Below are 17,536 nucleotides of genomic sequence, written 5' to 3'. Positions count from 1 at the left end.
TAAGTATATTAACCCTCTTTTGTCCATTCAAAGAAAACTTGATTTAAATCAATATTTTTAGGTGCAAAATTACTATAGTTCAGCAATGAAATTAAATAAATATAAATAACTTTACAAAACCTTAAATACTTAAACTTACCCGTTTTGCTCTGCTCAACCAAACGTAAGCTTAACGCTAGTGTTATTTAATCTTTCTAATAATGTGAGCCTTTAAAATGAAATCTGTAAATAAATCAGCCATTGCTGTCATTGGTGCTCTGTTTGCTAGTATCGTTAGTAGTGTTAACGCTGCTTCTGCTGTTCTTTATGATGAAAACAACCCTGCTTCTGGTTATCACCTGAATGGTACAGATAACCGTGTCTATGATTTAGATGTTATTGAGGGTGATAATAATCGCCAGGATATCCAGATTCACAACCTGCAAGGCGATCGTGACAATCTGCAAGCCTCTATTGATTCCACTAATACTAACGTTGCGGGTAATACGTCATTACTGAACCAGACGATTACTGATGTGAATAACATCAATGCAGATCTGCAAGCTAACAAAACGTTGTTAAGCGCTGGCATTAGCACCGCACAAACCACCGCTAATGATGCCGATAGCACCGCTCATACTGCGTTAGCTGCTGCTGGTAATACTCAAATCACCGCAGACAACAATGCAAAAAATATTGCTGCTGTGGCAGATCAAACACGTATCAATAGCGGGTTAATCAGTATTAACGATACCCGTATCACTGCACTTGAGAATGCGCCTGTGCCGAAAGATGGTAAAGATGGTAAAGATGGTGCAAAAGGTGATGTAGGCGCTACTGGTGCTCAAGGGATGCAAGGCATCCAGGGTATTCAGGGTGTAGCAGGCACTAACGGTGCCGATGGAAAAGACGGTAAAAACGGCGTAACAACCACCATCACGAAGAAAGAAGTTGATACAACCACTATCAACAAAGTTAAATTGCTCAATACTCAAACGGCGGCGCAAGCTGCTGATCTGAAAGCCGCTCAACATGCATTCGCACAAGCACAATCTTCAAGCAATGCTCAATTCAAAAACCTGAAAAATGAAGTTGATGATAACAAGAAAGAAGCGCGTGGCGGTGTTGCCTCTGCTATCGCTATCGCTTCCATGCCACAAGTTGAGAAAGAGCAGTCTGTCATGTTCTCTGCCGGTGTGGGTTCATTTAAAAATGAGCAAGCTATCAGCGTAGGAGCATCTTTCCACGCAGGCGATCACGCTGTAATCAAGGCGGGTATAAGTGATTCTACAAACAGCGATCTTGCTATGGGTGCAGGCATCGGTATTGGCTTTTAAATAAAATACCTAAAACCTCCATAATATGAGATGTATAACTTAACAAATATTCGACATTACCCTTTTATTAATTAAATAGAGCATGCTCAAGCACATTTTTATTTCAGCTGCCCTGTACCTGATGCTCATTTCGGTCGGGATATGGATCGGCATCATGTACGTTTCTTATTATTTGTGTCGTTTATAAGGCGATAAAATGAAAAAATTAGTGATGTTAGTCATAAGTACTGCCGTGCTTGCAGGTTGTGTCTCGCCTGCGCACGCCATAAACGCCCATTATCGTGCTCAATTAGAGCGTTCGGGATGCACGCAAATTAGCGCTGGCGATGGCTCTTGCGATATCAGCAAAACCAAAGCGGAAAACGCGGCACAACACGAACCAGCGACATCCATTCACGATCCCCTGCGTGAAGCCTCGTTCTCGTCGGACACGGTTAACGCCACGCTTTCTAACGGCTTTTTTAGCGCTACCGTTAACGGCAAGAAAGCCAGCGTGAAACGTCTGAATGCGAATTTCTATGAGATCCGTGGTAACGGTTTTGTGATATCGCTAAGCCTGGATGAAAACGGTATTTCGGACGCATCGTGGAATAAAACGAAGGGACGCGAACACGGCGTTTTACGCGTTAGTCAGAAATAAACAGCGTAAGGAGGCGCTCCGCCTCCTTTTCGCTTGCCAATCGCACGATATGCCACACTCTTTTGTCTGATTTTACAATGCTGACAAAACATACGTAAGCTGCTGTTTTTATTTAGTATAAAGTGCAATCTTCCCTATACAAACGGCGTTCTTCCCTGCCCTGTGCCCTGTGTCACAAAACAGTAAACAAATTAACCATTGAGCCCGGTGACAAAAGGCTCTATATTGGCGGCGTTTTTTTCAGGCCCCATCTGTTTTTTAACTTTTTATTCAATCGTGGCTCATAACGAAGCGGCGGTTGTAGGAGTGATATGATGACGGATAAAGTCCGTATTGACACCGTAGATGCCCACAAAAGCAACGAAACCTATCTGGCCCGTCAGGCCGAATTTGAATCTAACGTCAGGAGTTATCCGCGCAAACTGCCTTTAGCGATCACGAAAGCAGAAGGCGTGTGGATCACCGATGCAGATAATAAAGAATACCTTGACTGTTTAGCTGGCGCAGGCACCCTCGCGCTTGGCCACAATCATCCTGATGTGCTGAAAAGCATCCAAAATGTCATTACCAGCGGCTTGCCGTTACATACCCTGGATCTGACCACGCCGTTGAAAGACGCGTTTTCAGAATACCTTCTCTCTCTGTTGCCTGGTCAGGGCAAAGAGTACTGCCTGCAATTCACTGGCCCGTCCGGGGCTGACGCCGTTGAAGCGGCGCTGAAGCTGGCAAAAAAAGTAACCGGTCGTAGCGGTATCATCAGTTTCTCTGGTGGTTACCACGGTATGACCCACGGCGCACTGTCCGTCACCGGCAACCTGTCTCCGAAAGAAGCGGTTGACGGTATGATGCCAGAAGTCCAGTTCATGCCTTACCCACACGAGTACCGTTGCCCACTGGGTATCGGTGGTGAAGCGGGCGTGAAGGCGCTGACCTACTACTTCGAAAATCTGATTAACGACGTCGAAAGCGGCGTGCGTAAACCTGCCGCGGTGATCCTCGAAGCCGTTCAGGGTGAAGGTGGCGTGAACCCGGCACCTGTTGAGTGGTTGCAGCGCATCCGTAAAGTCACTCAGGAACACGGTATCCTGCTGATCCTCGACGAAGTCCAGGCTGGCTTTGCCCGTACCGGTAAATTCTTTGCCTTCGAACACGCTGGCATTGAGCCAGACATCATCGTGATGTCTAAAGCAGTTGGTGGCGGTCTGCCGCTGGCCGTGCTCGGTATCAAAAAGCAGTTCGATGCATGGGCGCCAGGTCACCATACCGGTACTTTCCGCGGCAACCAGCTGGCGATGGCAACCGGTCTGACGACGCTGAAGATCCTGAAAGACCAGAACATCGCGGGCAAAGTAGCTGCACAGGGCGAATGGCTGAAAGGCCAGCTGAAAGAGATGGCGAAACGCTATCCGGTGATCGGCCACGTTCGCGGTCTGGGCATGATGATCGGTATTGAAATCGTTAAGCCACATGAAGCGGCCGACCACATGGGTTGCTTCCCGGGCGATGGCGAGCTGTCTGCACTGATCCAGAAAAAATGCTTCGAAGCGGGCCTGATTCTGGAGCGTGGCGGCCGTAACGGTATCGTTCTGCGTCTGCTGCCTTCTCTGCTGATCAGCGATGACGAGCTGAAAGTCTTCCTGGATAAATTCGAGCAGGCACTGCTTGCTGCGGGCGTTAGCCCGGCGTAACCGGAGTTGTTGAATACGATGTCTGATTCAAACCCAATTTTGTTCTCCTCTGCGCAGAGCATTGACGCTTACCAGCAGGCGATTGAACAAAGCACTCAGGCTGTGATGCAGTGGCTGAAACAGCCTGAGATGTACCAGGGCAAAACGGTCGCGGAGCTGCGCGACCGTATTAAGCTGGATTTCAACCCGAAAGGGCTGGGCAACGAAGCGGCGATTGAACGCGCCGTGGAGTTCTTCCTGAAAGACAGTTTGTCCGTTCATCACCCGCAGTGCGTGGCGCACCTGCACTGCCCAAGCCTGGTAGTTAGCCAGGCGGCGGAAGTGCTGATTAACGCCACCAACCAGAGTATGGACTCCTGGGATCAAAGCCCGTCCGCAACCATCATCGAGATCAAGCTGATCGAATGGCTGCGTACCCGCGTGGGTTATCAGGCTGGCGACGCAGGCGTCTTCACCAGCGGCGGCACCCAGAGTAACCTGATGGGGCTGATGCTGGCGCGTGACGCGTTCTTTGCGCGTCAGGGCCACTCGGTTCAGCAGGATGGTCTGGTGGGCGATCTGCGCAAAATTCGCGTGCTGTGCTCTGAAAACGCCCACTTCTCCGTGCAGAAAAACATGGCGCTGATGGGTCTGGGCTACCAGTCCGTGGTGCAGGTGAAAACGGACGAATTTTCCCGCATGGATCTCACCGATCTGGCGGCGAAAATCGAACAGTGCAACGCGAACGGCGAGCAGATCCTGGCGATTGTGGCCACGGCCGGTACGACCGATGCGGGTGCTATCGATCCACTGCGTGCGATTGCTGAGCTGGCTGCAAAACACAATATCTGGGTGCACGTTGATGCGGCCTGGGGCGGCGCGCTGCTGATGTCTGAGCAGTATCGTCACTACCTGGACGGTATCGAGCTGGTGGATTCCGTCACCCTGGACTTCCACAAGCAGTTCTTCCAGACCATCAGCTGCGGCGCGTTCCTGTTGAAAGAAGCGCGTCACTATGAGCTGATGCGCTATCAGGCGGCCTATCTTAACTCTGAGTTCGATGAAGAAGCGGGTGTACCTAACCTGGTCTCCAAATCTCTGCAAACCACGCGCCGTTTCGACGCGCTGAAACTGTGGATGAGCCTGGAAGCGCTGGGTCAGGAGCAATACGCGGCAATCATCGATCACGGCGTGACGCTGGCGCAGCAGGTTGCGGCTTACGTGAAAGAGCAGTCTGCTCTGGAACTGGTAATGCAACCCCAGCTGGCAAGCGTACTGTTCCGCTTCCGTCCGCAGGCGCAGATGGATGACGCCGGTATTGCCCTGCTGAACCAGAAAATTGGCGATGCGCTGCTGGAGTCTGGCCGTGCAAACGTCGGTGTGACCGAGCATAACGGTATCACCTGCCTGAAGCTGACCCTGCTGAACCCAACCGTAACGCTGGAGGACGTAAAAGTCCTGCTGTCTCTGGTTGAGCGTACCGCGCAGGAAGTGATGGCGAAGTAATGCTTATCCCTCTCCCACCCGGGAGAGGGATTGTTTTTCCCGCGCTAACGCCTTTCCCCTTTTTTCCTCGAAGCATAAACGTATTCATACTGGCTGTACCCCGAGCTGTAATACAGCGCTGCGGATTTAACAATATCGTTGAGGATTGTGCCGCTGACCTTCACGCCAACGAGCTGTAGCCGTTTAACGGTATTCTCCATCTCTTTCACGCTGGTTTTATCGAAACGGGCAACCATTAGCGTTGTTCCGGCGGCTCTGGCGACCAGCGCGGCATCGGTGACGGCCAGGACCGGCGGTGTGTCAATGATGACGATGTCATATTGCGCGTTAACCCAGGACATGACGGAAAGGAATCGTTCGCTTAACAGCAATTCTAACGGGCGCAGGGGTTCCGGTCCGCAGGTGATGACGTCAATCCCCGCTTTTTCAGCATGCTGAATGACCTCCGCTAAGTCGCGTTTCCCTTCGAGCAGGCAGGACAATCCGTGGCGGTTCTCCAGGCCAAAAATATTATGAACATAGCCCTGGCGCATATCCGCATCAATAAACAGCACCCGCTGACCGCTCTGCCCGGCGATGGCCGCCAGATTCGTCGCCACCAGCGTTTTTCCGCAGTCCTGCGTGGGGCCAGAAATCATCACAATGCGGTTCTCAGCCTCCATCATGGTGAAATGCAGACTGGTCCGCAGCCCGCGTACCGCCTCAACAAACATATCAGCAGGGCGATCGACGGGCAGGAAAGGCACATCCGAGGTCTTGTGTTTCCAGCTACGAGAAAACGGATTTTTTCTGCGCAACTGCGTTTTACTCCACAGCCACTGTGAACGTGGCAACGTAGCCAGAACCGGCATCCCCTGCGCTTCCAGCTGTTCGGAAAGCGTGATCCCACGTTTGAACGCCTGACGTACCAGCACGGTCCCCATTGAGAACATTAGCCCGAAGAGCGCACCAAGAACGATGATTAACGCTTTACGCGGCTTTATCGGGTCCGGCAGCGTAACCGCCTCATCAATGATCCTCACGTTCCCGACCGCGCTGGAGCGGGAAATATTAAGCTCCTGCTGACGCGTCAATAGCTGTAAATAAATCGTGCGGCCCGACTCAACATCGCGGCTCAGGCGTAAAATCTCCTGCTGCGTGGAGGGCATAGCTGACACACGGTTATTCAGACGATCCCGTTCCCGCTCAAGGGTCTGTCTCTTTTCATGCAATGCACGATAGGTCGGGTGACTCTTTTTAAAGAGCTGGGAGATCTCTGCCTCCCGGAACGTCAGTTCATTTAGCTGATTCTCCACGTTAACAACCTGATCCAGCACGGATTTTGCCTCTAAAGACAGGTCCACCGAGTCGCGCTGCGCCCTGTAGGTATTCAGCCTCGCTTCAGCCTGATCCAGATCCGCTCTGATTTTCGGCAACTGCGCCTGTAAAAAAGCCAGACTACGAGAATCCTGAGCCTCCTGGCGCGCGATATTTTGCTGGAGATAATTGTCAGCAATCGCATTCAGCACCCGGGCGATGTTGTCAGGATCTTCGCCCGTCAGGGTTAAGGTCACGATACCGCTCTGTTTCTCCGACTCCGCAACCGTGAGACGCTTCTTCAGCGCGTTGATCGTCTCAAGCCGCGTCAACGACTTAAGCGAAAATTGCGTGCCTGGCTCAGCCTCAATCGACGTCACCAGCAGAACGATCCCTTGCGTAACCAGCGTTTTCCCAACCCGACCCTCTGCCTCAATGTTTTCGCCCGTCAGGTGATATTTTCCCGCTTCCTGTACGGTCAGCGTAAGCTCTTGCGCGTTGCCTTCCACCTGCGGGATCTGGAGTTCGCCTAACGTGATTTTGCCCTGCTCACGCCCTTGCAGGCGCTGCCAGAGACGTCCCACAACAGGCAAAACGCGCGGCTTTGCCTGCTGCGTCAGGCCTAATTTGTCAACGGTCTCGCCGAGGATCATGCGTGATTTCAGCAGTAAAATTTCAGGGGCAACATCCGGCGAAACATCGGTGCCCAGCTGGCTCAAACCTTTGAGCAGGCTGTTATCCTGTCTGCTTTCTATTTGCACCATGGCATCCGCCTGATAAACAGGGGGCGTAACCCAGGCATAGAGACCGGCGCATAGGGTGAACAGGAACGTCACGCACAGAATCATCGTGCGGTGGTCGATCATCTCGACGAGCAAACGAACGAGATCGACTTCATGTTGTTGCGGTGCCGCTGCACCATAATTGTCTGTTGTGTAAGACGACATTATTGCTTCATTCCTTTCTGACCTAAACGACGTGCCCATTCCTGGCTGGCTTTACCCAATAACCCGAATACATATTCAAACGCCTCCCGGCTTTTACGGTAGGGATCGGGGATATCCTGCGGCTCCAGCCATTGCCCAAAAAGCAGCGACTTTCCCCTGCTCTCCGGCGCCATGGCCGCAATGAAGCGAAGATGTTCCGGCTCCATCACCAGGATAAGATCGGATTCCTGCATCAGATTGCGTGTCAGCCGGCGCGCCACATGACCGTCGAGGGAGATCCCATGCCGCCAGGCCACGTCCTGGGCGCTGTCATCCGCCGGGCGCCCCTCAAGCCCGTATATCCCCGCCGAGGCGATATGTCTGTCGGGCAGGTGCTGGCGTAAAAGCCGCTCCCCAATCGGAGAACGGCAGACATTTCCGGTGCAAACCACGAGTATTGATTTGAACATTATTGCGGCCACGATCTGATGTAACGAACCGTTTCGGTAAGGTCATGCACCCCGCTGATAGTCGGAACAAGCTGTGATATCACGCGATTCCAGCGGGACAGTGGTGCAGTGGTGACATAGACAATGTCATAAGGCTCAAGCTGAAACTCGGTGCCTAACACCATGGCTGATGCGTCCTGAGCATTGAGCTGGTAGATGTTGGCGATTTTCTCTGAACGCTCGCTTTTCGGCAGCGAACGAATGACAAAAATGCCGGTGGCATCGGCCATATTCTGGTTCAGCCCACCCGCATTGCCCAGCGCTTCGGCCAGGGTCATGCCGCTGCGATCCATTTTCAGCGTGCTCTGTTTAACGACCTCGCCCATGACGAACACTTTCAGCGCATCGTTACGGGGGACAAACAGAATATCGCCGGGATAGAGCAGCTTATTTTGGGTGAGATCGCCATGCTGCATCAGCGCATACAGCGAGAGGCGCGTATCCTTCCCATTATGCGTCAGCACGACATTGCGCCAGTCCGCGTCGGCAGAGAGCCCCCCTGCGGCGTTAACGGCATCCATCACCGTTAACGGGATATTGGTGATCGCCTGCTGCCCCGACTTCACCACCTCGCCCGTCACATAGGCTTTTTGCGAGCGGAAAGAGGCGACGCTGACGTCCACCTGCGGGCTTTCAATGACATTGTTCAGCCGGGCCGTGATCTCCTCGCGTACCCGTGCGACCGTTTTGCCTGCCACCTGCAATTTACCGACATAAGGATAGAAAAGTGTACCGTCGGCATTAACCCAGTTACCGGTGTCACTGGCGCTACGATACTGCCCCGCCGGAGTTGTCAGTTCAGGGTGATCCCAGACGGTGACGGTCAAAATATCCCCAACGCCGATACGGTATTCCCAGCTTTTGACCTGTTCATCCAGCTTAGGATTTGCCTGAGATTTCAGGACCGATGGCCGCAATTTTTCAATTAACGAAGGCGTAAGAGGATAAACATCAATCCGTTTCTCCAGACGATCGTTTGCATCTTCTGTGGTCATGACCTGTTTTCCAGCAAGATCCAGATGCTGACCCGGTGAAAATACGCAGCCAGATAACGGCGTAATAATTAAAAACAATATCGAAAAGACTGTTGTGTTTTTCATTGAGTAAAAATATCTTTTTATAGTATTGATTATCGAATACGTAATGAAATGGTGATTTCCATTCTAAAACAATCCTTTACTGTCAAATTAATTAACAGTGATGGCAGTAATATTTAAAAAACCACAGCATCCCTGCGGCCTGGCTTTAACAGCCCTGCATCGTCTGACTTACGGGTTAGGAAAGAGGGTTTCGGGCAATCTTAAATGTTCTATTCGTTTAATGCATGCCTGGATCTTTGTAAATTTGCTTTGAAAATGTTTTTTCAGAATTAATTAATAAACCAATAATTATGTTATCTGCATAAGCCAATATTTATTCATCGAAGAAATATTTAATGCCGGTTGCGACTACACAAAACCGTGCGCTTTTGTTACATTTTTTGCAAACTCACCCTGTGAGGATACTTAAAATGAACTGTCTGCCATCCGTTTACGGATCTGCACACAAAAAGTATCAGTAACGATATGACTGGAGAAAAAATGGCTAAGCGTAAATTGTTGCTTCTGGGTGTATTAGTGTCACTGGCGGGGGCCGCGCACGCTGCACCGCAAGCGTCGACAGCGCCTTCCGGCATCAAGGCCTATGAAGAACAAGAGTTTATTGCCGATTTTACGAAGTTCAAAATTGGCGACACCGCGCCCGCGCAGTATCAGACGCCCGAGTACACCATCAAACAGTACCAGTTGCGTAACCTTCCTGCGCCCGATGCCGGCACACACTGGACCTACATGGGTGAAAATTATGTTCTGATTGGCGATGCCGATGGCAAAATCTACAAAGCCTATAACGGAGATATCTTCTATCACCGCTGATACGATCCTAATCCGTCCGTGGCAGGAGAGTGATCGCCCTTTCCTGCGCACGCTCTTCCTCCACGCTCGGCGTGAAGCCTGGCCGTGGCTGGACAGTTCTGCGTGGCAGCTTGAAGATTTTGACGCGGCAACCCTGGACGAAGAGATTTGGGTGGCGGAGCAGGATGGGCACCGACTTGGCTTTGCCTCAGTCTGGACGAACGATAATTTTCTGCACAACCTGTTTGTCGATCCGCAGTATCAGAGCCTGGGAGTGGGTCATTTGTTACTGGAACAGGTACAGAAGACGTTTACCAGCACGGGTTCACTCAAGTGTCTGGTGAAGAATGAGCGGGCGGTTGCGTTTTACCAGCGCCACGGCTGGCACATTGAGGCGACGGGAGATTCTCCGGACGGAGAGTATTATTTGATGCACTATCGGCTTGGGTAAAGTCAGGTGGCGCTACGCTTACCTGACCGACAAAATCGAGGTAGGCCGGGTAAGGCGAAGCCGCCACCCGGCACTAACGCGCAGAGGCGTTACACCGCGCGGAAGGCGATTTCACCCGGAATGACTTCGCCCTGCCAGTAAAGCTGCGCCGCAACGCGCCCCGCCAGTTGACGATAGATTTCCGTGAATTCGCTATCCGGACGGCTGACCACCGTCGGCTTACCGCTATCCAGATCTTCACGCAGTGTGATATGCAGCGGCAGTTGCCCCAGCAGTTGCGTGTGGTATTGCGCCGCCAGCTTTTCGGCGCCACCGGTACCAAAGATAGGCTCATGGTGCCCGCAGTTGCTGCAAATGTGCATGCTCATGTTCTCGACGATACCCAGTACCGACACCTCCACCTTCTCGAACATGACGATGCCTTTTTTGGCGTCGATCAGCGCGATATCCTGCGGCGTGGTGACCACGACGGCGCCGGTAACCGGAATGTTCTGCGCCAGCGTCAGCTGGATATCACCGGTGCCCGGCGGCATGTCCAGCACCAGATAATCGAGGTCAGGCCACATTGTTTCCTGCAACATTTGCAGCAGCGCCTTGCTGGCCATCGGGCCACGCCAGACCATTGCGTTATCGTCAGTGACCAGATATCCAATGGAGTTGCTCGCCAGACCGTGTGCTACGATCGGCGCCATGTGGGTGCCGTCCGGCGAGGTTGGACGCTGGTTTTCCGCCCCCAGCATGTTTGGAATGGACGGGCCGTAGATATCCGCATCCAGAATGCCGACTTTCGCCCCTTCTGCCGCCAGCGCAAGCGCCAGGTTCACGGCGGTCGACGATTTACCCACCCCGCCCTTGCCAGAGCTGACGGCGATGATGTTCTTCACGCCGTTAACGCCCGGCTGATTTTTCACGCGCTTGAGCGTGGCGATGCTGTGGCTTAGCTTCCAGTCAATTGCTTTTGCGCCAGTAATGCGCAGCAGCTCAGAGCTGGTTTGCTCTTTCAGGGCATCAAAGGCGCTGGTCCAGACGAACGGCATCTGTAGCTCGATGTGCAGCGTATCGTCCAGCCATGCGACGTGATGAAGCGCTTTCAGCGTCGTGAGATTGTGCTTCAGGGTTGGATGCTGAAAATTAGCCAGCGTCCCGGCGACCATTGCTCGTAAGGCTTCCGGTGATTTGGCCTGGGATTGAGAACTCATCCCGACTCCTTTGTTCTTGTGAATAAGACCTTAGACAAACAAGTTTACCTGAAAGGCCGCGGTTTGTGCTTACTTAATAATGCCCCTTTTGGTAATATCGAAAACCCTTTTCACAGTTAAAAGAAGTAATGCCTACTATGACTCAAGTCGCGAAAAAAATTCTGGTAACGTGCGCCCTGCCGTACGCCAACGGCTCAATCCACCTCGGCCACATGCTGGAGCATATCCAGGCTGATGTCTGGGTCCGTTACCAGCGAATGCGCGGCCACGAGGTGAACTTCATCTGTGCGGACGATGCCCACGGCACGCCGATCATGCTGAAAGCGCAGCAGCTGGGCATTTCCCCGGAACAGATGATCGCCGAAATGAGTCAGGAGCATCAGACTGATTTTGCTGGCTTTGACATCAGCTATGACAACTATCACTCCACGCACAGCGACGAAAACCGCGAGCTGTCAGAGCTGATCTACACCCGCCTGAAAGAGAACGGTTTCATTAAAAACCGCACCATCTCTCAGCTGTACGATCCGGAAAAAGGCATGTTCCTGCCGGACCGTTTCGTTAAAGGCACCTGTCCGAAATGTAAATCCCCGGACCAGTACGGCGATAACTGCGAAGTGTGCGGCGCGACCTACAGCCCGACCGAGCTTATCGAACCGAAATCCGTGGTTTCCGGCGCGACGCCGGTGATGCGTGACTCCGAGCACTTCTTCTTCGACCTGCCGTCGTTCAGCGAAATGCTGAAGGCGTGGACCCGCAGCGGTGCATTGCAGGAGCAGGTCGCGAACAAAATGCAGGAGTGGTTCGAATCCGGTCTGCAACAGTGGGATATCTCCCGCGATGCGCCCTACTTTGGCTTCGAAATCCCGAACGCGCCGGGCAAATATTTCTACGTCTGGCTGGATGCGCCGATTGGCTACATGGGGTCGTTCAAGAATCTGTGTGACAAGCGCGGCGACACCGTCAGCTTCGACGAATACTGGAAAAAAGATTCCGATGCCGAGCTGTACCACTTCATCGGTAAAGACATCGTTTACTTCCACAGCCTGTTCTGGCCAGCAATGCTGGAAGGCAGCAACTTCCGCAAGCCGACCAACCTGTTCGTACATGGCTACGTAACGGTTAACGGCGCGAAGATGTCTAAATCTCGCGGGACGTTTATTAAGGCCAGCACCTGGCTGAACCACTTTGACGCAGACAGCCTGCGCTACTACTACACCGCGAAGCTCTCTTCCCGCATCGACGATATCGACCTGAATCTGGAAGATTTCGTGCAGCGCGTGAACGCGGACATCGTCAACAAGGTGGTGAACCTGGCGTCCCGTAACGCAGGTTTTATCGCCAAACGCTTTGACGGCGTGCTCTCTGCCGAACTGGCCGATCCTGAACTGTATAAAACCTTCACCGACGCCGCCGCTGCGGTTGGCGAGGCCTGGGAAAGCCGTGAATTCGGTAAAGCCATTCGCGAAATCATGGCGCTGGCAGACGTGGCCAACCGCTATGTGGACGAGCAGGCGCCGTGGGTAGTGGCGAAACAGGAAGGTCGTGACGCCGACTTGCAGGCGATCTGCACCATGGGTCTGAACATGTTCCGCGTGCTGATGACCTGGCTGAAGCCGGTTCTGCCGCAGCTGGCAGCCCGCGCGGAAGCATTCCTGAACACCGAACTGACCTGGGATGCTATCCAGCAGCCGCTGCTCGGCCACAAGGTGAACACCTTCAAGGCGCTGTATAACCGCATCGAGATGAAGCAGGTTGATGCGCTGGTGGAAGCATCCAAAGAAGAGGTGAAAGCGGCTGCCGCACCGGTGACCGGCCCGCTGGCAGACGATCCGATTCAGGAGACCATCACCTTTGATGATTTCGCCAAAGTCGACCTGCGCGTGGCGCTGATCGAAAACGCGGAGTTCGTGGAAGGCTCTGACAAACTGCTGCGCCTGACGCTGGATCTGGGCGGCGAGAAGCGTAACGTCTTCTCCGGCATTCGTTCCGCGTATCCCGATCCGCAGGTGCTGATTGGTCGTCAGACCGTGATGGTGGCAAACCTGGCGCCGCGCAAAATGCGCTTCGGCATCTCTGAGGGGATGGTGATGGCCGCAGGCCCGGGCGGGAAAGATATCTTCCTGTTAAGCCCTGACGAAGGCGCGAAGCCGGGTCAGCAGGTGAAATAACAAAAAAGCCGGAGATAATCTCCGGCTTTTTTTTGCCCGGCTTAAAATCACCCCTTCTGGTTATGCACCCGCTGCGTCAACCCACGCAGGAAATAACGCAGAAACTGATCCCCACACTCGCGATAATTCTTATGATCCGGCGCGCGCATCATGGCGGTGATTTCCGGCATCGACACGCGAAATTTCTGCTCGGTCATGAGCGCCAGAATGTCGTCAGTTTTCAGGGAGAAAGCAATACGCAGCTTTTTCAGCACCGTGTTGTTATTCACCCGACGCTCCAGCGCCAGCTCAGGCGCAGATTCATCTTTGCCGCGCTTGTCGTAGATCAGGCCGTTCAGAAAGCCCGACAGAATTATGTCCGGGCAGCGAACAAAACCCTCTTCGTCTTCTTTGGTCATCCAGGTGTCGAACCCGGCGGACGTGGATTCCATGTCGGAGAGCGCAAGGATGCGCACCATGTCATTATTGTTCGCTTTCAGGGTGTAGCGCAGGCTACGAAGAATATCGTTACTTAGCATAGAGCCTTCGAATGTCGATGATGCAATGGCGCGCAGTGTACCAGTTTTACAGCCCTATCGCCTCTTTCAAACTTTTCAGGTAGCGACGACTGACGGGAACGGTTTGCCCGGCACGTAACACCAGCTCGGCCTGGCCGTTATCTTCCAGACGGATCTCCTTCAGGTGCGCCATGTTCACCAGATACTGACGATGGCAGCGGATCAGCGGCGTGCGGCTCTCCAGCGTGCGTAGGGTCAGCTCGGTAAAGCCTTCGTTGCCTTCAGCGCTGGTGACGTATACTCCGCTCAGACGGCTGCTGACAAAGGCAACGTCGTCCATTTGCAGGAGGTAAATCCGGCTGTGCCCGGTACAGGGGATAAATTTCAGGGGCTGCTGATGCTCCGGCAGCAGCGTCACGTCCTGCGCGGTACGCTCCTGGCGCAGACGGGTCAGGGTCTTTTCAAGCCGTTTCTCTTCAATCGGCTTCAGCAGATAATCAAACGCGTGCTCTTCAAACGCCTTTACCGCGTACTCATCAAAGGCCGTCAGAAAGACGATATAGGGACGGTGCTCCGGGTCGAGCATGCCGACCATCTCCAGCCCGCTGATGCGCGGCATCTGAATATCGAGGAATAGCACGTCCGGGCGCAGTTTATGCACCGCACCGATGCCTTCGATGGCATTGGCACATTCCCCCACAACCTCGATATCACTCTGCTCCTGCAACAGGACACGCAGGTTTTCTCGTGCTAACGGCTCATCATCAACAATCAGCACTCTTAACATGCGTTCTCCTCCAGCGGCAATCGTAAGGTAATTCGGGTATAGCGATCTGGCTCACAGGCGACGGTGATACCGCAGTCATCGCCAAAATGGGCGCGCAGGCGTTTATCCACCAGGCTCATGCCCAGACCGCCTGACGCGGAAGCTTCATACAGCCCCGCGTTGTCTTCAATATCCAGCACCAGATGGTGGTTAAAACGGGAAGCGGAAATCATAATCTCTCCGGTTCCCAGCAACTGCGAGGTCCCATGCTTAATGGCGTTCTCCACAATCGGTTGCAGGGTAAAAGCCGGAAGATGCTGATACGCCAGCTCGTCCGGGACGGATAACGACACCTGTAAACGTGACTGAAAGCGCGCTTTTTCAATTTGCAGATAGGCGTTTACGTGCTCAATCTCGTCCGCGAGGGTGACGATCTCCGAGGGACGCTTCAGGTTTTTGCGGAAAAAGGTCGACAGAAATTGCACCAGCTGCGCGGCCTGATCGCTGTCGCGGCGGATCACCGCCTTCAGCGTGTTGAGCGCGTTAAACAGGAAATGCGGATTCACCTGAGCGTGCAGGAGCTTAATTTCTGACTGCGTCAGCAGCGCTTTTTGCCGTTCATACTGCCCCGCCAGGATTTGCGCCGAAAGCAGCTGGGCGATCCCCTCCCCCAGCGTGCGGTTGATGGAGCTGAACAGGCGATTTTTGGCTTCGTAAAGCTTAATGGTACCCATAACGCGCTGGTTTTCGCCCCGCAGGGGAATGACCAGCGTAGAGCCGAGTTTGCACTGCGGATGCAGGGAACAGCGGTACGGCACTTCATTTCCGTCGGCATACACCACTTCACCCGTTTCAATAGCGCGCAGGGTATAGGCCGATGAGATCGGTTTGCCCGGCAGATGGTGGTCGTCGCCGGTGCCGGTAAACGCCAGCAGCTTTTCGCGATCGGTAATCGCCACAGCTCCGATATCCAGCTCTTTATACAGCACCTGCGCCACCTTCATGCTGTTCTCCTCGTTGAATCCCTGCCGCAGGATCCCTTCCGTCGACGCCGCAACTTTTAAGGCGGTGGCAGAAAATGCCGAGGTGTATTTTTCGAACATGGCGCGTTTATCGAGCAGAATGCGCATAAACAGCGCCGCGCCTACGGTATTGGTGACCATCATCGGTGCGGCAATGCTGCTGACCAGATGTAACGCATCGTCAAACGGGCGCGCAATCAGCAAAATGATCGCCATCTGCGCCATTTCCGCCACGAAGGTAATCGCCCCTGCGGTAAAGGGACTGAACACTTTATCCGGGCGACCACGCTTAATCATATAGCTGTGGACGAGACCACCGAGCAGCCCTTCGACAATGGTGGAGATCATGCAGCTCAGCGCCGTCATACCGCCCATCGAATAGCGGTGCAGGCCGCCGGTTAACCCCACCAGACCGCCGACAACCGGGCCTCCGAGCAGCCCGCCCATTCCCGCGCCGATGGCGCGCGTATTGGCGATGGAATCTTCGATATGGAGACCAAACCAGGTCCCCATAATGCAGAATATGGAAAATACGACGTAGCAGAGGAATTTGTGCGGCAGACGGACGGTGACCTGCATCAGCGGAATAAACAGGCGAGTTTTGCTCATCAACCAGGCGATGACAAGGAACACGCACATCTGCTGAAGCAACAGCAGCACCAGATTAAACTCGTACATACTCACAAACCGCACATTCTAAAAACGCGTAACATACACTGGTGGCGATGAACTTTCTTTGAAACGTGCCAAAAAAGCGATAAATCGTGTCCGTCATCACACCTTTTGCCGGAGATAACCTGTCTTTCGTATAATTTGTACAAAAAAGAATCAAATCTTCCTGGTTCCGCAAAGTGGGTCTACAGTTAAGCTGGGGACGCGCAAGCCTGGGGGCGAAAATGGCGCTTTACACAATAGGTGAAGTGGCACTCCTGTGTGATATCAATCCCGTTACGCTACGGGCGTGGCAGCGACGGTATGGATTGCTTAAGCCGCAAAGAACGGACGGCGGGCACCGCCTGTTTAACGATGCGGATATTGACCGGATCCGCGAGATCAAAAGCTGGATCGACAACGGCGTACAGGTCGGCAAGGTAAAATCGCTTCTGAGCCAGGACGATCCCGATACGCAGCTTCTCTGGCGCGAACAGCAGGAAACGCTGCTGAGGCTGTTGCAGAGTGGCAATTTGCAGCGTCTGCGCGGCTGGATCAAAGAACAGGGTCGAGACTACCCGGCGCAAACCCTGATCACCCATCTTTTTATTCCCCTACGGCGTCGGCTTCAGTGTCAGCAAACCACCCTACAGGCGCTGCTCAGCATGCTTGATGGCGTGCTGATTAACTATATTTCCGTCTGTCTTGCCTCAGCGCGGAATAAAAACAGCAAAGATGCGCTGGTGATCGGCTGGAACGTACACGATACCACCCGGCTGTGGCTCGAAGCCTGGATTGCCACCCAGCAGGGCTGGCGCGTTGACGTGCTTGCCCACTCCCTGGCCCAGCTCAGGCCGGAACTGTTTGAGGGACAGACGCTGCTGGTCTGGTGCGGCGAAGTCCCCTCCGCTTCCCAGCAGCAGCTCCTGACGGAATGGCGCGAACATGGTTATCCCGTTTACTCGCTGGGGCCAAATGCGTCGTAACGGCATTTAATGGTTCATTAACAGCTGCGCTTCACCGTATA

15 protein-coding genes are annotated in these 17,536 nt (G+C 53.4%); 8 read left to right on the top strand and 7 right to left on the bottom strand.

Annotation, left to right across the window (positions count from 1 at the left end):
* Positions 1-215 precede the first annotated feature (215 nt).
* The 4 genes from ACNQ0W_RS12050 to ACNQ0W_RS12035 all read left to right on the top strand — a co-directional run bounded on the left by ACNQ0W_RS12050 (position 216) and on the right by ACNQ0W_RS12035 (position 5,129).
* Positions 216-1,316: a YadA C-terminal domain-containing protein gene (locus tag ACNQ0W_RS12050; RefSeq protein ID WP_062932782.1), complete on the top strand. Its 1,101-nt coding sequence runs from the start codon at positions 216-218 to the stop codon at positions 1,314-1,316.
* A 196-nt stretch (positions 1,317-1,512) separates the two neighbouring features.
* Positions 1,513-1,956, top strand: coding sequence for a hypothetical protein (locus ACNQ0W_RS12045; protein ID WP_062932781.1), 444 nt, complete (start codon positions 1,513-1,515; stop codon positions 1,954-1,956).
* Positions 1,957-2,267: 311 nt separating this feature from the next.
* Positions 2,268-3,644 (top strand): diaminobutyrate--2-oxoglutarate transaminase, encoded by a 1,377-nt coding sequence (locus ACNQ0W_RS12040; RefSeq protein ID WP_015572345.1) that lies wholly within the window; start codon positions 2,268-2,270, stop codon positions 3,642-3,644.
* 18 nt (positions 3,645-3,662) lie between these two features.
* Positions 3,663-5,129 (top strand): pyridoxal phosphate-dependent decarboxylase family protein, encoded by a 1,467-nt coding sequence (locus tag ACNQ0W_RS12035; RefSeq protein ID WP_062932780.1) that lies wholly within the window; start codon positions 3,663-3,665, stop codon positions 5,127-5,129.
* Between the two features lie 44 nt (positions 5,130-5,173).
* Here the strand turns inward: ACNQ0W_RS12035 and ACNQ0W_RS12030 are convergent, their stop codons facing one another.
* The 3 genes from ACNQ0W_RS12030 to ACNQ0W_RS12020 are packed head-to-tail and all read right to left on the bottom strand — an operon-like array spanning position 5,174 to position 8,960.
* The gene (locus ACNQ0W_RS12030; protein ID WP_116329879.1) at positions 5,174-7,372 is read right to left on the bottom strand and encodes a polysaccharide biosynthesis tyrosine autokinase; all 2,199 of its coding nucleotides are present in this window, start codon (positions 7,370-7,372) and stop codon (positions 5,174-5,176) included.
* Complete coding sequence (locus ACNQ0W_RS12025; protein ID WP_062932778.1) at positions 7,372-7,821, bottom strand: protein tyrosine phosphatase; 450 nt, start codon at positions 7,819-7,821, stop codon at positions 7,372-7,374. The genes ACNQ0W_RS12030 and ACNQ0W_RS12025 overlap by 1 nt, the downstream gene beginning before the upstream one ends.
* On the bottom strand, positions 7,821-8,960 hold the full coding sequence (locus ACNQ0W_RS12020) for a polysaccharide export protein (RefSeq protein ID WP_062932777.1): 1,140 nt from the start codon (positions 8,958-8,960) through the stop codon (positions 7,821-7,823). The genes ACNQ0W_RS12025 and ACNQ0W_RS12020 overlap by 1 nt, the downstream gene beginning before the upstream one ends.
* A gap of 480 nt (positions 8,961-9,440) precedes the next feature.
* Here ACNQ0W_RS12020 and ACNQ0W_RS12015 point away from each other — a divergent pair, with 480 nt between their 5' ends.
* Complete coding sequence (locus tag ACNQ0W_RS12015; protein WP_003859260.1) at positions 9,441-9,773, top strand: RcnB family protein; 333 nt, start codon at positions 9,441-9,443, stop codon at positions 9,771-9,773.
* Complete coding sequence (locus ACNQ0W_RS12010) at positions 9,724-10,203, top strand: GNAT family N-acetyltransferase (RefSeq protein ID WP_047053607.1); 480 nt, start codon at positions 9,724-9,726, stop codon at positions 10,201-10,203. The genes ACNQ0W_RS12015 and ACNQ0W_RS12010 overlap by 50 nt, the downstream gene beginning before the upstream one ends.
* An 89-nt stretch (positions 10,204-10,292) precedes the next feature.
* On the opposite strand, the gene apbC is transcribed toward ACNQ0W_RS12010, so the two are convergent.
* The gene (gene apbC, locus ACNQ0W_RS12005) at positions 10,293-11,402 is read right to left on the bottom strand and encodes an iron-sulfur cluster carrier protein ApbC (protein ID WP_062932776.1); all 1,110 of its coding nucleotides are present in this window, start codon (positions 11,400-11,402) and stop codon (positions 10,293-10,295) included.
* A gap of 137 nt (positions 11,403-11,539) precedes the next feature.
* Here apbC and metG point away from each other — a divergent pair, with 137 nt between their 5' ends.
* The gene (gene metG, locus ACNQ0W_RS12000; protein ID WP_015572338.1) at positions 11,540-13,573 is read left to right on the top strand and encodes a methionine--tRNA ligase; all 2,034 of its coding nucleotides are present in this window, start codon (positions 11,540-11,542) and stop codon (positions 13,571-13,573) included.
* Positions 13,574-13,620: 47 nt separating this feature from the next.
* Here the strand turns inward: metG and ACNQ0W_RS11995 are convergent, their stop codons facing one another.
* From ACNQ0W_RS11995 to ACNQ0W_RS11985, 3 genes are read right to left on the bottom strand one after another with little or no spacing between them, the layout of a single operon-like run.
* Positions 13,621-14,091 (bottom strand): DUF1456 family protein, encoded by a 471-nt coding sequence (locus ACNQ0W_RS11995; protein ID WP_062932775.1) that lies wholly within the window; start codon positions 14,089-14,091, stop codon positions 13,621-13,623.
* Between the two features lie 46 nt (positions 14,092-14,137).
* Positions 14,138-14,857: a two-component system response regulator BtsR gene (gene btsR, locus ACNQ0W_RS11990; RefSeq protein ID WP_022648676.1), complete on the bottom strand. Its 720-nt coding sequence runs from the start codon at positions 14,855-14,857 to the stop codon at positions 14,138-14,140.
* Positions 14,851-16,536 carry a LytS/YhcK type 5TM receptor domain-containing protein gene (locus ACNQ0W_RS11985; protein ID WP_417933199.1) on the bottom strand — a complete coding sequence of 562 codons (1,686 nt, stop codon included), beginning with the start codon at positions 16,534-16,536 and terminating at the stop codon, positions 14,851-14,853. The genes btsR and ACNQ0W_RS11985 overlap by 7 nt, the downstream gene beginning before the upstream one ends.
* Positions 16,537-16,754: 218 nt before the next feature.
* Between ACNQ0W_RS11985 and mlrA the strand changes: the two genes are divergently transcribed.
* Entirely contained in the window at positions 16,755-17,495 is a 741-nt protein-coding gene (mlrA, locus tag ACNQ0W_RS11980) for an HTH-type transcriptional regulator MlrA (protein WP_017693055.1), read from the top strand.
* The last annotated feature ends 41 nt before the right edge of the window (positions 17,496-17,536 follow it).

It is taken from the genome of Enterobacter cloacae complex sp. 6730903 (genome assembly GCF_048283985.1).
GTDB lineage: Bacteria > Pseudomonadota > Gammaproteobacteria > Enterobacterales > Enterobacteriaceae > Enterobacter > Enterobacter hormaechei_C.
This window is presented reverse-complemented; position numbering and strand designations above follow the sequence as displayed.

What these genes read in the sequence shown, in the direction of transcription:
- ACNQ0W_RS12050 (WP_062932782.1), top strand. Translation starts at nt 216, where the DNA reads ATGAAATCTGTAAATAAATCAGCCATTGCTGTCATTGGTGCTCTGTTT.
- ACNQ0W_RS12010 (WP_047053607.1), top strand. Translation starts at nt 9,724, where the DNA reads ATGGCAAAATCTACAAAGCCTATAACGGAGATATCTTCTATCACCGCT.
- metG (WP_015572338.1), top strand. Translation starts at nt 11,540, where the DNA reads ATGACTCAAGTCGCGAAAAAAATTCTGGTAACGTGCGCCCTGCCGTAC.
- ACNQ0W_RS11995 (WP_062932775.1), bottom strand. Translation starts at nt 14,091, where the DNA reads ATGCTAAGTAACGATATTCTTCGTAGCCTGCGCTACACCCTGAAAGCG.
- ACNQ0W_RS12045 (WP_062932781.1), top strand. Translation starts at nt 1,513, where the DNA reads ATGAAAAAATTAGTGATGTTAGTCATAAGTACTGCCGTGCTTGCAGGT.
- ACNQ0W_RS12040 (WP_015572345.1), top strand. Translation starts at nt 2,268, where the DNA reads ATGATGACGGATAAAGTCCGTATTGACACCGTAGATGCCCACAAAAGC.
- btsR (WP_022648676.1), bottom strand. Translation starts at nt 14,857, where the DNA reads ATGTTAAGAGTGCTGATTGTTGATGATGAGCCGTTAGCACGAGAAAAC.
- mlrA (WP_017693055.1), top strand. Translation starts at nt 16,755, where the DNA reads ATGGCGCTTTACACAATAGGTGAAGTGGCACTCCTGTGTGATATCAAT.
- ACNQ0W_RS12025 (WP_062932778.1), bottom strand. Translation starts at nt 7,821, where the DNA reads ATGTTCAAATCAATACTCGTGGTTTGCACCGGAAATGTCTGCCGTTCT.
- ACNQ0W_RS12020 (WP_062932777.1), bottom strand. Translation starts at nt 8,960, where the DNA reads ATGAAAAACACAACAGTCTTTTCGATATTGTTTTTAATTATTACGCCG.
- ACNQ0W_RS12030 (WP_116329879.1), bottom strand. Translation starts at nt 7,372, where the DNA reads ATGTCGTCTTACACAACAGACAATTATGGTGCAGCGGCACCGCAACAA.
- ACNQ0W_RS12015 (WP_003859260.1), top strand. Translation starts at nt 9,441, where the DNA reads ATGGCTAAGCGTAAATTGTTGCTTCTGGGTGTATTAGTGTCACTGGCG.
- apbC (WP_062932776.1), bottom strand. Translation starts at nt 11,402, where the DNA reads ATGAGTTCTCAATCCCAGGCCAAATCACCGGAAGCCTTACGAGCAATG.
- ACNQ0W_RS12035 (WP_062932780.1), top strand. Translation starts at nt 3,663, where the DNA reads ATGTCTGATTCAAACCCAATTTTGTTCTCCTCTGCGCAGAGCATTGAC.
- ACNQ0W_RS11985 (WP_417933199.1), bottom strand. Translation starts at nt 16,536, where the DNA reads ATGTACGAGTTTAATCTGGTGCTGCTGTTGCTTCAGCAGATGTGCGTG.